The organism is Streptomyces sp. NPDC101132, assembly GCF_044759225.1.
Classification (GTDB): domain Bacteria; phylum Actinomycetota; class Actinomycetes; order Streptomycetales; family Streptomycetaceae; genus Streptomyces.
The window spans coordinates 223,072-236,943 of record NZ_JBIVYX010000011.1 but is presented as its reverse complement, the minus strand read 5'-3'; the positions used below and the strand labels follow the sequence as shown (position 1 = coordinate 236,943).

The following is a 13,872-nucleotide window of genomic DNA, read 5'->3' as shown; positions in this document are numbered from 1 at the left end:
CCAGGCCCGGCCGGCCACGGTGTCGCTCAACGGTCCACTGTCTCACCCGTGCCGGAGGAGCTGTTGCTTTCCGGTCCGGTGTCCGGCGTCGGGTCACTCGGCTGCATGCTCTCCTCGGCGGCGGCCCTGGCCGCGACCCTCTTGCGGCTGGCGTACATCTTCACCCCGGCCAGCACGAGAAGCAGCACTCCGCCCGCGATGACGAGCAGCACGGTCGAGGTGATCTCCGTGGCCTCGACCTTGAAGCGGCGTTCCTCGCCGTAGGGGATGCCGTCCTTGGTGTAGAGCTGCGCCACGACCTCCACGGGACCGCTGGCGGTCGCGTTGGCCGTGAACTTCACGGACTGGCTGTGGCCGCCGCGGACGTCCACCTCCTGGTCCGCCTCGCCCTTGTCGCCGAACATCAGGCGGGTCGGGTTGGTGGACTTCAGCCGCAGGACCAGCCCGTGCACGTCCTGGACCAGGCCGTTCTGCACCGTCACCGGGATGGTCGCGCTGCGGCCCGAAAGGTGGGCCTTCGTCTTGGGGATCAGCTTGACCTGCCGGGTCAGCTCGATCAGGTAGTCCTGTACGCCGTCGCGGTACGCCCGCGCCTCGTCCGGACGCCCCCGCCACGAGGTGGACATCTCCCGGTTGAAGGTGTTCCCGAAGGGGATGTCGACCCGCTCGGGGAGCGAGAGGATCACCTTGAAGTGGTCGAGCGTGATCTGCGTGGTGCGGATCTTCTCGAACGCCGCCTGGGGCAGCTCCTGCCTCCGCAGGGAGTTCGGGTACTGGCCGGCTCCGGGGACCAGCGTGGTGGCCCGGGGGTCGGGCTTCGCCTTCGCCGCCGCCTCCAGGTCGCTCGCCTGCGTCCAGCGGCCGCCTCCGAGCACACCCAGGGCCTCCGCCATCGACTGCGCCTGGCTGGTCGTGGGCATCCGCTGGGGGGTGATCACGATGCTGCGCTGGGCGTCGACGTCCTGGAGGTTGACGGCGAGGCTCTGCGCCAGGAACTCCTGCACGGCGAGCGTCGACTTCTCCGAGCTCAGCATGTCGCCCTCGAAGGCCTTGGAGAGCCGGGCGTCGGCGACCACGGCCGTGGCCCCCGCGCCGATGGGGCGCGCGGCGGTGGGTGTGTATCCCAGGCCGCCGGTCTCCTGGAAGGTGTCGCTGCGGGCCAGCACGTTGTGCGCGCCCGCCGAGGTGGCCACGTTGACGATCGCCGGGTCCAGGGCGCCGTCGACGGGCCAGGCGAAGTCCGTCGACGGCTCGACGTGGAGCACCGTCTCGACGGCCTGCCGTGCCTTGTCGGTGGCCGGACGCAGCTGGCCGAGCGATCCGGAGACGTTCTTGCCGCGGTGGGCGAGCGAGGCCAGATCGGGATCGGCGAACGGCAGGGCGACGACCTTCTTGCCCTGCACCGCGGCTTCGAGTGCGGCCAGCCACCGCTTGGCGACCACCTGGTTCGTGCCCCGGACGGTCTCGCCGTCCTCCATGAGCACCTTGTAGTTGCCGGCCATGGCGGCCACGCTCGCGAGGAGGTCCGGGTCGATCACCCAGGTGACCGGGAGCTGGCTGCCGAGCGAGACGAGCTGTTCGAGACGGCCCCCGGGACGCAGCTCCGCCGCCAGGTCCTCGTTGCGGAAGACCGGGGTCTGGAGCTCGTCGGAACCGGTCTGCGCCAGCAGGTGCGTGGCGGAGACGAGCGGCCAGGCGTAGCTGACCTGGGTCTTCTTGGCGGCGGCCTCGGGCTGCCAGGGGAGGAAGGTCCGCTCGATGCCGAGCACCTGCTCGTCGGGCCGGCTGTCGGTCTCACCCGACACCGAGACGCCCAGCTGGTAGACGCCGTCCTCGCCGAGGCCGAGCTTGCTGACCGGGATCTTCAGGGTGAAGGGCTGGGCGACGTCCGGCGGCAGGGCCGAGATCTTCACCGCGGAGCCGGCGACCTCCGGGGAGTCGCTGCCCGGCCGGAAGCCGCCGCGCTCCGCCGCGTCGTCGATGGTCCCGCGGTCGGTGAGCCGCTGGCCGACCCGGAGGCCGACGTGCGCGTCGGTGACCGTCTCCTTGCCGCGGTTGGTCACGGTGCCGGAGATCGTGAGGGTGTCGCTCTTCACGGGCGCGCTGGGGGCCAGTGAGTCGAGGGAGACGTCGACCGAGGAGGAGCCGTTGGCGGCCGGTGCGGCCTGGGCCGGGGACTCCGCCGGCACGTAGATCAGACCGGCCAGGACGGGGGTACCGGCGAGCAGGACCACTGCTCGGCGCAGCCAGCGGCGGGCAGGGGCGGGGGAGTCCCCCAGGTTGTCTGCCGCCTCGGCCACGCGATCGCCCGTCCTCGTCGTGTCAGTGGTCGTCGGTTGTGCGTCCACGCATGGTAACGAGGCCCGCTGTGCCGGAGTGCCGCGGACTGCTCCACATGAACGGGTGGGCTCGGGGGGTGTCCGGGGCCTCACAGCGGGTAAACGGGGGAGCTCCTGGGGGGAGGGGCACGTACCCTTTTCTGTTGTGCCGAACGCCAACGAAGACAACCCCAGCGCCCTGAGCCAGGTGCAGCACCGCGCCGTGAGCGAGCTCCTGCGCGTCGCGCCCGTCGCCGACGATCTCGCCCGCCGTTTCAAGGAGGCGGGCTTCAGCCTCGCCCTCGTCGGCGGGTCCGTCAGGGACGCCCTGCTGGGGCGGCTCGGCAATGACCTCGACTTCACCACGGACGCCCGTCCCGAGGACGTTCTGAAGATCGTCCGCCCCTGGGCGGACTCCACCTGGGACGTGGGCATCGCCTTCGGCACGGTCGGGTCGCAGAAGGACGGCTACCAGATCGAGGTCACCACGTACCGGTCGGAGGCCTACGACCGGACCTCCCGGAAGCCGGAGGTCTCGTACGGCGACTCCATCGAGGAGGACCTGGTCCGTCGCGACTTCACGGTGAACGCGATGGCCGTGGCCCTGCCGGAGAAGGAGTTCATCGATCCGCACGGCGGTCTCGACGACCTCGCGGCCCGGGTCCTGCGCACCCCCGGCACCCCGGAGGACTCCTTCTCCGACGACCCGCTGCGCATGCTGCGGGCCGCCCGCTTCGCCGCGCAGCTCGACTTCGAGGTGGCCCCCGAGGTCGTCGCCGCGATGACCGCCATGGCGGACCGCATCGAGATCGTTTCTGCCGAGCGCGTGCAGGGCGAGCTGAACAAGCTCCTGCTCGCCTCCCACCCGCGCAAGGGCCTGGGGCTGCTCGTGGACACCGGCCTCGCCGGGCACGTCCTCCCCGAGCTGCCCGCGCTGCGGCTGGAGAGCGACGAGCACCACCGGCACAAGGACGTGTACGAGCACTCCCTGATCGTCCTGGAGCAGGCGATCGACCTGGAGGAGAACGGACCGGACCTGGTCCTCCGCCTGGCCGCCCTGCTGCACGACATCGGAAAGCCGCGCACGCGGCGCTTCGAGAAGGACGGGCGGGTCTCCTTCCACCACCACGAGGTGGTCGGCGCCAAGATGACCAAGAAGCGCATGACCGCGCTCAAGTACTCCAACGAGATGGTCAAGGACGTCTCCCGGCTCGTGGAGCTGCACCTGCGCTTCCACGGCTACGGGACGGGCGAGTGGACCGACTCCGCCGTACGCCGGTACGTGCGTGACGCGGGCCCGCTGCTGGACCGGCTGCACAAGCTGACCCGCTCGGACTGCACGACCCGCAACAAGCGCAAGGCGAACGCCCTGTCCCGTGCCTACGACGGGCTGGAGGAGCGGATCGCCCAGCTCCAGGAGCAGGAGGAGCTGGACGCCATCCGTCCTGACCTGGACGGCAACGAGATCATGGAGGTCCTGGGCGTCGGCCCCGGACCGGTGATCGGCAAGGCCTACCAGTTCCTGCTGGAGCTGCGGCTGGAGAACGGTCCGATGGAGCGCGACGCCGCCGTATCGGCCCTCAAGGAGTGGTGGGCCGGCCAGGGCTGAACCCGGGGCGATGTTTCACGTGAAACATCGCCCCGTTTCACGTGAAACATCGCTCGGGCCGTCGTCCCCGCCGTACGAGCGCCAGGGCCACCGCACCGTAGATCACGGCCACGGCCACGATCAGGGGGACGGATTTGCCGTCGGGCGGCAGCATGAGCGCGGCCACGCCCGCCGCCCCCACGAAGGCGACGTTGAACAGCACGTCGTAGACGGCGAAGACACGGCCGCGGAAGGCGTCGTCGACGCGGAACTGCACCTCCGTGTCGGTGGAGATCTTCGCTCCCTGGGTGACCACGCCCAGGAAGAACGCGGCGACCAGCATGGGCTCCGGTGCGAAGGGCAGTCCCAGGGCGGGCACGAGCACCGCCGCGACCCCTGCCAGCCCGGTGATCCAGCCGAGCGTGCCGAAGCGCCCCGCTCCCCAAGGTGTGATCACGGCCGCTATGAAGAAGCCGCCGCCGGAGACGCCGACCGCGATGCCGAGGAGGGCGAGCCCCTCGGACTCGGTCGTGGACCAGGCGTAGCGGCAGAGCATCAGCAGCATCACCGTGAGGGCGCCGTAGGCGAAGCGCATCAGCGTCATGGCGGTCAGCGCCCAGGCGGCCGGGCGGCGCTCCCCCAGGTGCCGCAGACCGGCGGCCATGCCGCGGACGGTCAGCACCACGGCGTCCAGCACGGAGGGATGGGAGTGTCCGAGGTCCCGGTCGGGGCCCAGCAGGGCGATGGGGAGCCGTAGCGAGGCCAGAGCGGCCCCGAGGTAGATGGCAGCGCCCACGAGGACGACCACGGCGTTGGAGTCGGCGGCCAGCAGCCGTACGGCGAAGGCCAGACCTCCGCCGGCCACGGCCGCCAGGGTGCCGGCGGTGGGAGAGACCGCGTTGGCCATCACCAGCCGGTCGGTGTCCACGACGCGCGGCAGCGAGGCGGAGAGGCCGGCCAGCACGAAGCGGTTCACGGCCGTCACCGAGAGGGCGGAGGCGTAGAAGAGCCAGTCGGGGACGGAGGCGAGGACCAGTCCGGCCGTGCCGCAGGCCAGGAGGGCCCGCAGGAGGTTGCCGTAGAGGAAGACCTGGCGCCTCCGCCAGCGGTCGAGCAGGACTCCGGCGAACGGTCCGATGACCGAGTACGGCAGCAGCAGGACGGCCATCGCCGAGGCGATGGCCGCGGGCGAGGTCTGCTTCTCCGGAGAGAAGACCACGTACGTGGCCAGGGCGACCTGGTACACGCCGTCGGCCGACTGGGAGAGCAGTCGTACGGCGAGCAGGCGGCGGAAATACCTCACGCGCAGGAGTACGCGCAGATCACGTACGACAGGCATGAGGGCAAGGGTCACACACGCGAGGGGTCCCCGGGCACATTGCCCGGGGACCCCTCGCGGAAGATCGGGTGAGGAGCCCGCACAGAGCGGGACACACCGGTCTTGCCTAGCGCTCGACCTCGCCCTTGATGAACTTCTCGACGTTCTCGCGGGCCTCGTCGTCGAAGTACTGGACCGGCGGGGACTTCATGAAGTACGAGGACGCGGAGAGGATCGGGCCACCGATGCCCCGGTCCTTGGCGATCTTCGCGGCGCGCAGGGCGTCGATGATGACACCGGCGGAGTTCGGGGAGTCCCACACCTCGAGCTTGTACTCGAGGTTCAGCGGAACGTCACCGAAGGCACGGCCCTCGAGGCGGACGTAGGCCCACTTGCGGTCGTCGAGCCACGCGACGTAGTCGGACGGGCCGATGTGGACGTTCTTCTCGCCCAGGTCCCGGTCGGGGATCTGGGAGGTGACGGCCTGCGTCTTGGAGATCTTCTTGGACTCCAGGCGCTCGCGCTCGAGCATGTTCTTGAAGTCCATGTTGCCGCCGACGTTCAGCTGCATGGTGCGCTCGAGGATGACACCGCGGTCCTCGAAGAGCTTCGCCATCACGCGGTGCGTGATGGTGGCGCCGACCTGCGACTTGATGTCGTCACCGACGATCGGGACACCGGCCTCGGTGAACTTGTCGGCCCACTCCTTGGTGCCGGCGATGAAGACCGGGAGGGCGTTGACGAAGGCGACCTTGGCGTCGATGGCGCACTGCGCGTAGAACTTCGCGGCGTCCTCGGAACCGACGGGCAGGTAGCAGACGAGGACGTCGACCTCGCGGTCCTTCAGGATCTGGACGACGTCGACCGGCGCCTCGGCGGACTCCTCGATGGTGGCCTTGTAGTACTTGCCGAGACCGTCGAGGGTGTGGCCGCGCTGGACGGTGACGCCCGAGGCGGGCACGTCGCAGATCTTGATGGTGTTGTTCTCGCTGGCGCCGATGGCGTCCGCCAGGTCGAGGCCGACCTTCTTCGCGTCCACGTCGAACGCGGCGACGAACTCGACGTCACGCACGTGGTAGTCGCCGAACTGGACGTGCATCAGGCCGGGGACCTTGGACGCCGGGTCGGCGTCCTTGTAGTACTCGACGCCCTGCACCAGCGAGGCGGCGCAGTTGCCCACGCCGACGATGGCTACGCGAACCGAACCCATTCCGGTTGCTCCCTGTTTGTTCTCGGACGAGGCCTGCACGACGCAGGCCTCACTTTGCAGTGTCGTCGGACGGGCCGGATCGCATCTGATCCTTTCCCGCCCGCTCGCTCTCGATGAGCTCGTTCAGCCAGCGCACTTCGCGCTCCACGGACTCCATGCCGTGACGCTGCAGCTCAAGCGTGTAATCGTCGAGCCGTTCTCGCGTCCTGGCGAGCGAGGCCCGCATCTTCTCCAGCCGTTCTTCAAGCCGGCTGCGGCGGCCTTCGAGGACCCGCATGCGGACTTCCCGCTCGGTCTGGCCGAAGAAGGCGAAGCGGGCGGCGAAGGACTCGTCTTCCCAGGTGTCGGGGCCGGTATGGGAGAGCAGCTCCTCGAAGTGCTCCTTACCTTCCGCCGTCAACCGGTAGACGATCTTGGCGCGGCGCCCTGCGAGTGAAGCGGCGAGAGCGTCTTCCGGGGCGCTGCCCGGCTCTTCGATCAACCAGCCGTTTGCGACCAGCGTCTTGAGGCAGGGGTAGAGCGTCCCGTAGCTGAACGCCCGGAACACCCCCAGCGAGGTATTGAGCCGTTTGCGCAGCTCATAGCCGTGCATGGGGGATTCGCGCAGCAGACCGAGGACGGCGAACTCAAGGATGCCGGAGCGCCTGCTCACCCGCCGATGCCTCCTCTGCCCCTAGTCCCTTATGCCGAGCTGATGTATCGGCTCGATACATCCAGACGATAGAACTGGGCGTCGCACTCGGCAAGGGGAGACATGGTGACCGGCGTCACATCATCAATTCGTTGGGGGCAAGTTGCCTGATTTGGGGTGAACTTCGGCACTGCGAGGGTTTTGACCGTGCGTAGTCTGTGCGCCATGACTCCGGTGGAACCGGAATTCACCTGCCGCTTCCAGGCGCACTCGCCTGTCCGAGGAGTAGTCGTTCGATGAGCGAGCACCGTCGCAAACCCCCGCAGCCGCAGGGCGGGGGACGCGCCGCCAACCGGCGGGCCGCCCAGCAGGGCTCCGGCCGCCGCGCCGCGACCGGGCGGGACGTGCCCACCGCGTCGCCCTCAGGTCCCTACGGGCAGCAGTCGTACGGACAGGATCCGTACGGCCGCCCTCCGCACGGGCAGGAGCCCGCGTACGGCGGCCGCGCCGAGGCCCGCCGGGCCGCGCAGCGCGGAAGTGGAAGCCGCAGGCGGGCGCCGGAGCAGGGCGCCGGGCGCGGCCGTACCCCGGACAAGCGGTTCATCAACTACCCCCGCTCCGACAAGGACGGCTGGAAGCGCTTCGTCCCGTCCTGGAAGCTGGTGGGCGGTACCGCGCTCGGCTTCTTCGCGGCCATGACCGCTGCCACGGGCATTGCGCTGGCCATGGTCGGCGAGCCCGACGTGAACGACCTGGCTGTCGCCGAGAACAACGTCTACTACTGGGCCGACGGCACCCAGATGGCCGCCGTCGGCGGCGAGCGCAACCGGCAGATCGTCCCGTACGAGAAGATCCCGAAGGAGATGCGGGACGCGGTCATCGCGGCCGAGAACGAGTCCTTCGACACCGACCACGGCGTCGACCCGATGGGCATCGCCCGTGCCGTGTGGAACATGGCCAAGGGCGGCTCGACCCAGGGCGGCTCGACTATCACCCAGCAGTACGTGAAGAACACCTTCCTCGACGCGGACCAGACGCTCACGCGCAAGGCCCACGAGCTGCTGATCTCGGTGAAGCTGGGCTACACCGGCGACAAGAACAAGGTCATGGCGGGGTACCTCAACACCGCCTACTTCGGGCGGGGCGCCTACGGCCTCCAGGCCGCCGCACAGGCGTACTTCAAGAAGAACGCCGAGCAGCTCGACCCCTCCGAGTGCGCCTTCCTCGCCCAGATGCTCAAGGGTCCCAACCTCTACAACCCGGACGGCGGCATCGGCGCCGCGGCCACCCCGAAGGCCAACACCGACCGCGCCAAGCGCCGCTGGGAGTGGGTGCTGGACCGGGAGGTGGAGGTCGGCCGGATGACGCAGGAGGAGCGCAACAAGTACCGGACCTTCCCCAAGATCCAGCCCCCCGCGGAGGCCCTGTCCCTCAGGGGCCAGACCGGCTACCTGGTCGAGATCGCCAAGCAGTACGTGCTCAAGAAGTCGGGCATGACGATCAACCAGCTCGACCACGGCGGCTACCAGATCCACACGACCTTCGACAAGAAGAAGGTCGACGCCCTCGCCAAGGCCGTGGACCAGACCCGCGAGGAGTTCCTGGACGAGAAGGAGCGCCCCGAGACGGACAAGTACGTCCAGTTCGGTGCGGCCTCGGTCGACCCCAAGAACGGTGCGATCGTCGCCATATACGGCGGCGCCGGCATGGACAAGAAGCACTTCACGAACAACGCCAACACCTCCGGTGTCCCGGTCGGCTCGACCTGGAAGCCGTACGTGCTGGCCGCGGCCATGGAGTACGGCACCCAGAACACCGACGGCGAGGGCCTCTCCCCGGAGAGCAAGTACAACGGCAACGACCTGATCGTCATCAAGAACCGCGACGGCGACCCGGTCATGGGCAGCAACGGCCGTCCGTTCCGGCAGAAGAACGAGAGCCCGACCCGCTACGGCATGGTCACGCTCGACGAGGCCATGCAGAAGTCGATCAACACGCCGTTCGTGCAGCTCGGCTTCGACGTCGGCCACAGCAAGGTCCGCGAGGTCGCCGAGTCCACCGGCATCCTCGAGGAGTCGATGAACCCGAACAACGACGCCTCGTTCATGCTCGGCACCTCGACCCCGAGCGCGATCCGCATGGCCGACTCGTACGCCACCTTCGCCGCGTCCGGCACGCACCACGAGCCCTACTCCGTCACCAAGGTGGAGACCAAGGACGGCCCCCTGGAGGGCTTCGAGAAGCCCGCGGCCAAGCGCGCCATGGACAACTCCGTCGCGGACAACATCACCAAGGTGCTCGAGAACGTGGTGAAGCAGGGCACCGGTACCAAGGTCAAGAAGCTGGGCCGGCCGGCCGCCGGCAAGACCGGCACCACCGACAAGAACAAGTCGGCCTGGTTCGTCGGCTACACCCCGCAGCTGTCCACGGCCGTGACGCTCTTCCGTACCGACCCCACCAGCGAGGACAAGGAGCTGATGTCGATGAACGGCACCGGCGGCGTCTCCTCGATCCACGGTGGTGACATCCCGGCCGAGATCTGGACCACGTACATGAAGGCGGCCCTGAAGGGCCAGCCCGAGCTGGACTTCCCCGAGGCCGAGGACATCGGCGTCGAGGCCGACGGCGACGGCGGTCCCACGCCGTCGCCGACCCCCTCGATGACCGTCTCCGAGTCCCCCTCGCCGGAGCCGAGCGAGTCCCCCTCGCCCACCGCGACCCGCACCCGCAAGCCCGGCAAGCCCACCTGTGGCCCGCAGGACTGGAACTGCGGTGAGGACGGCGGCACCGACTCCGGCACCACCGAGGGCAACGACGGCGGCGGGGACGGCGACCCCTCCGGCTTCCCGAGCCCGACGTTCAGCAAGCCGAGTGGCGGACGGAACGGCGGAGGGAACAACGGCGGCCTCCTCGGCGGTACGGACAACTAGTCCCCCGCCGCCGGCAGCCGGCACGGCGCAACACGTACGAGGGCCGTCGCACCACCCGGTGCGACGGCCCTCGGCGTTCCGAAGCCGGTACGGCAGGATGAGCGCATGACGAAGGTGCACGAGGACCGCCCCGTACTGCCCACCCAGCAGGACGAGGTCGCCGCCGCCGGCAGCGTGCTGTTCGGCGGCCCGCTGGGACGCCGCGCGCTGCTCGGCGGCCATTGGCTCACCCCGGTCCGCGTCATCGCGCTCGTGACCATCGGGATGTTCGCGCTGGGCATGGTCCAGAAGGTGCCCTGCTACGACTGGGCGTGGTTCCGCGGGGCCACGGCGCAGTACACCCACGCCTGCTACTCGGACATCCCGCACCTCTACGTGGCGCGCGGCTTCTCCGACGGCCTCACCCCGTACTTCGACCGGCTCGCCGGCGACATGCAGTACCTGGAGTACCCGGTGCTCACGGGTCTGTTCATGGAGGTCGCCTCCTGGCTGACCCCCGGCAGCGGCTCCATGCAGCACCGCGAGCAGATCTACTGGATGGTCAACGCGGGCATGCTGATGGCCTGCGCCGTCGTCATCGCCGTCTGCGTGGCGCGCACCCACCGGCGCCGGCCCTGGGACGGCCTGCTGGTGGCCCTGGCCCCCGCCTTCATGCTCACGGCGACGATCAACTGGGACCTGCTCGCCCTGGCCCTCACGGCCGCCGCGATGCTGATGTGGTCCCGGAGCCGGGCGCTGGCCGCCGGAGTCCTGATCGGCCTGGCGACCGCCGCGAAGCTGTACCCCGTCCTGCTCCTCGGCCCGCTGTTCCTGCTCTGCTGGCGGACCGGGAAGTGGCGCGAGTTCGGCCGGACCGCCCTCGGCGCGGCCACGGCGTGGCTGCTGGTCAACGTGCCCGTGATGATGCTGGCACCGGAGGGGTGGAAGAAGTTCTACACCTTCAGCCAGGAGCGTCCGGTCGACTTCGGCTCGCTCTGGCTGATCATCTCGCAGCGCACCGGGAACCCGCTGGAGGACGTGAACACGTACGCCACGCTGCTCATGCTGGGCCTGTGCGGTGCGATCGGCCTGCTCACGCTGACCGCGCCGCGCCGTCCGCGCTTCGCCCAGCTGGCCTTCCTGGTCGTCGCCGCCTTCATCCTGACCAACAAGGTGTACTCGCCGCAGTACGTGCTCTGGCTGGTCCCGCTCGCGGCGCTGGCCCGGCCGCGCTGGCGCGACTTCCTCGTCTGGCAGGCCGGCGAGGTCCTCTACTTCCTGGGCATCTGGTTCTACCTGGCGGGCACGACCGGTGGCGAAGGGGCGAAGGGGCTGCCGCTGGAGGGCTACCACCTGGCCATCGCCGCCCATCTGCTCGCGACGCTCTACCTCTGCGCCGTCGTCGTGCGCGACATCCTGCTGCCCGAGCGGGACGTCGTACGCCGGGACGGCTCCGACGACCCCTCCGGGGGCGTGCTGGACGGGGCACCGGACGTGTTCGTGCTCGGACACGCCGCGAGGGCGCCGCACGACGCGGCGCCCTCGGAGGGACAGCGGGTGGACTGGGGGGCCTCCGTACGCGACTGACGTACGGCGGGCCCGCCCGCCCGGGTCAGCGGTCGACCAGCCGGTCCGGCTGCGTGGTGGTGTGCCGGAGGTGGGCCACCAGCTCGTCGCCCACCGTCGGCTCCGTGGCGTCGGAGGGCACGAAGAGGATCGAGACCTGCATGTGCGGGGGCTCGGCGAACCAGCGCTGCTTGCCGGCCCAGACGAAAGGCGAAAGGTTCCGGTTGACGGTCGCGAGGCCGGCCCGGGCGACGCCCTTGGCCCGGGGCATCACGCCGTGCAGGGCCTTGGGGGCCTCCAGGCCCACGCCGTGCGACGTGCCGCCGGCCACGACGACCAGCCAGCCGTCCGAGGCGGCCTTCTGCTGCCGGTAGCCGAAGCGGTCGCCCTTCGAGACCCGCGTGACGTCGAGGACCGCGCCGCGGTACTCGGTCGCGTCGTGGTCGCCCAGCCAGAGCCGGGTGCCGATGCGGGCCCGGAAGCGGGTCTGCGGGAACTGCTGCTGGAGCCTGACCAGCTCCTCCGCCCGCAGGTGGCTGACGAACATGGTGTGCAGCGGCAGCCGGGCCGCGCGCAGCCGGTCCATCCAGCCGATGACCTCCTCGACGGCGTCGGAGCCGTCGGGGCGGTCGAGCGGCAGGTGGAGGGCGAAGCCCTCCAGACGGACGTCCTCGATGGCGGCCGCGAGCTGGCCCAGCTCGTGCTCGGCGACGCCGTGCCGCTTCATCGAGCTCATGCACTCGATCACCACGCGGACGCCCACCAGGGCGCGGACGCCGTCCACGGAGGACACCGAACGGATCACCCGGTCCGGCAGCGGCACCGGCTCCTCGCCCCGCCGGAACGGGGTGAGGACCAGCAGGTCGCCGCTGAACATGTCCTTGATCGAAGCGGCCTCGTACGTCGTGCCGACCGCCAGGACGTCGGCGCCCAGCCGCGTCGCCTCCTCGGCGAGCCGCTCGTGACCGAACCCGTAGCCGTTGCCCTTGCAGACGGGGATCAGTCCGGGGAACTGGTCCAGCACCTGCTTGTGGTGCGCACGCCAGCGCGCGGTGTCGACGTAGAGCGTGAGCGCCATGCCCGACCGGAACCTTTCTCGAGTGTGTGAGGGGTGGGGTGCTGTGGTCAGCGCCGCGACATGTAGATGTCGAGGGCCTTGTGCAGCAGCTTGTTGAGCGGGAAGTCCCACTCGCCGACGTACTCGACGGCCTCGCCGCCCGTGCCGACCTTGAACTGGATCAGGCCGAAGAGGTGGTCGTTCTCGTCGAGGGAGTCGCTGATGCCGCGCAGGTCGTAGACGCTCGCGCCCAGGGCGTAGGCGTCGCGCAGCATGCGCCACTGCATCGCGTTCGAGGGGCGGACCTCGCGCTTGTGGTTGGCGGACGCGCCGTACGAGTACCAGACGTGCTGGCCCACCGTCAGCATGGTGGCGGCGGCGACCGCTTCGCCCTCGTGCTTGGCGAGGTAGAGCCGCATCCGGTTCGGGTCCTCGGAGTTGAGGGCCGTCCACTGGCGCTGGAAGTAGCTGAGCGGGCGGGGGCGGAACTTGTCGCGCTCCGCCGTGATCTCGTACAGGCGCTGCCACTCCGGCAGGTCGTCGTAGCCGCCCTGGACGACCTCGACGCCGGCCTTCTCGGCCTTCTTGATGTTGCGGCGCCAGAGCTGGTTGAAGCCCTTGAGGACGTCGTCGAGCGAGCGGTTGGCCAGCGGCACCTGGAAGACGTACCGGGGCTGGACGTCGCCGAAACCGGCGCCGCCGTCCTCACCCTGCTGCCAGCCCATCCGGCGCAGCTTGTCGGACACCTCGAAGGCTCGCGGCTCGATGTGCGTGGCCTCGACGTCACGCAGGCGCTTGACCTCGGGGTCCTGGATGCCCGACTTGATCGCGGCCGCGTTCCAGCGGCGGATGACGACCGGCGGGCCCATCTTCACCGTGAAGGCGCCCTGCTGCTTGAGGTGGGCCAGCATCGGCTGGAGCCACTCGTCCAGATTGGGGGCGTACCAGTTGATGACGGGGCCCTCGGGGAGGTACGCGAGGTAGCGCTTCACCTTGGGCAGCTGGCGGTACAACACGAGGGCCACGCCCACGAGTTCGCCGCTCTTGTCGAACCAACCGAGGTTCTCCGAACGCCACTCGTTCTTCACGTCGGCCCACGCCGGGACCTGGCAGTGGCTCGCCGAGGGCAGGCTCTGGATGTAAGCCAGATGCTGCTCTCGGCTGATGGTCCTCAGGGACAGGCTCATGCGGGGCGTCTCCTCCGGCGGCTTCGCTGGTATGGCGCGAAGCCTACTGCGACAAGGGCGCCACCCATCTGGGGGACGTCCCGTGCAC

General features: G+C 69.7%; 8 protein-coding genes and 1 pseudogene. 3 read left to right on the top strand and 6 right to left on the bottom strand.

Annotation, left to right across the window (positions count from 1 at the left end; all coding sequences use genetic code 11):
• Nucleotides 1-26: 26 nt before the first annotated feature.
• Entirely contained in the window at nucleotides 27-2,300 is a 2,274-nt protein-coding gene (locus tag ACIQUR_RS25555) for a DUF6049 family protein (RefSeq protein ID WP_403668484.1), read from the bottom strand.
• Nucleotides 2,301-2,484: 184 nt separating this feature from the next.
• Here ACIQUR_RS25555 and ACIQUR_RS25550 point away from each other — a divergent pair, with 184 nt between their 5' ends.
• Nucleotides 2,485-3,927, top strand: a complete 1,443-nt coding sequence (locus ACIQUR_RS25550; RefSeq protein ID WP_403668481.1) for a CCA tRNA nucleotidyltransferase — start codon at nucleotides 2,485-2,487, stop codon at nucleotides 3,925-3,927.
• A 37-nt stretch (nucleotides 3,928-3,964) separates the two neighbouring features.
• Here the strand turns inward: ACIQUR_RS25550 and ACIQUR_RS25545 are convergent, their stop codons facing one another.
• From ACIQUR_RS25545 to ACIQUR_RS25535, 3 genes and pseudogenes are all read right to left on the bottom strand, one after another.
• Nucleotides 3,965-5,245: an MFS transporter gene (locus ACIQUR_RS25545; RefSeq protein ID WP_403668478.1), complete on the bottom strand. Its 1,281-nt coding sequence runs from the start codon at nucleotides 5,243-5,245 to the stop codon at nucleotides 3,965-3,967.
• A gap of 106 nt (nucleotides 5,246-5,351) precedes the next feature.
• Nucleotides 5,352-6,434: an inositol-3-phosphate synthase gene (locus ACIQUR_RS25540; protein WP_403668475.1), complete on the bottom strand. Its 1,083-nt coding sequence runs from the start codon at nucleotides 6,432-6,434 to the stop codon at nucleotides 5,352-5,354.
• Nucleotides 6,435-6,486: 52 nt separating this feature from the next.
• A pseudogene (locus tag ACIQUR_RS25535) lies at nucleotides 6,487-7,086 on the bottom strand (helix-turn-helix transcriptional regulator); the annotation flags it as partial.
• Nucleotides 7,087-7,361: 275 nt separating this feature from the next.
• Here ACIQUR_RS25535 and ACIQUR_RS25530 point away from each other — a divergent pair.
• Both ACIQUR_RS25530 and ACIQUR_RS25525 read left to right on the top strand, forming a co-directional pair.
• Nucleotides 7,362-9,995, top strand: coding sequence for a transglycosylase domain-containing protein (locus ACIQUR_RS25530; RefSeq protein WP_403668472.1), 2,634 nt, complete (start codon nucleotides 7,362-7,364; stop codon nucleotides 9,993-9,995).
• A gap of 105 nt (nucleotides 9,996-10,100) precedes the next feature.
• A complete protein-coding gene (locus tag ACIQUR_RS25525) occupies nucleotides 10,101-11,561 on the top strand; it encodes a glycosyltransferase family 87 protein (RefSeq protein WP_403668469.1) in 1,461 nt (486 codons plus the stop codon).
• A gap of 25 nt (nucleotides 11,562-11,586) precedes the next feature.
• On the opposite strand, the gene ACIQUR_RS25520 is transcribed toward ACIQUR_RS25525, so the two are convergent.
• Both ACIQUR_RS25520 and ACIQUR_RS25515 read right to left on the bottom strand, forming a co-directional pair.
• Nucleotides 11,587-12,618 carry an alanine racemase gene (locus tag ACIQUR_RS25520; protein ID WP_403668466.1) on the bottom strand — a complete coding sequence of 344 codons (1,032 nt, stop codon included), beginning with the start codon at nucleotides 12,616-12,618 and terminating at the stop codon, nucleotides 11,587-11,589.
• Between the two features lie 47 nt (nucleotides 12,619-12,665).
• On the bottom strand, nucleotides 12,666-13,784 hold the full coding sequence (locus ACIQUR_RS25515; RefSeq protein WP_403668464.1) for a lipid II:glycine glycyltransferase FemX: 1,119 nt from the start codon (nucleotides 13,782-13,784) through the stop codon (nucleotides 12,666-12,668).
• Between the last annotated feature and the right edge of the window lie 88 nt (nucleotides 13,785-13,872).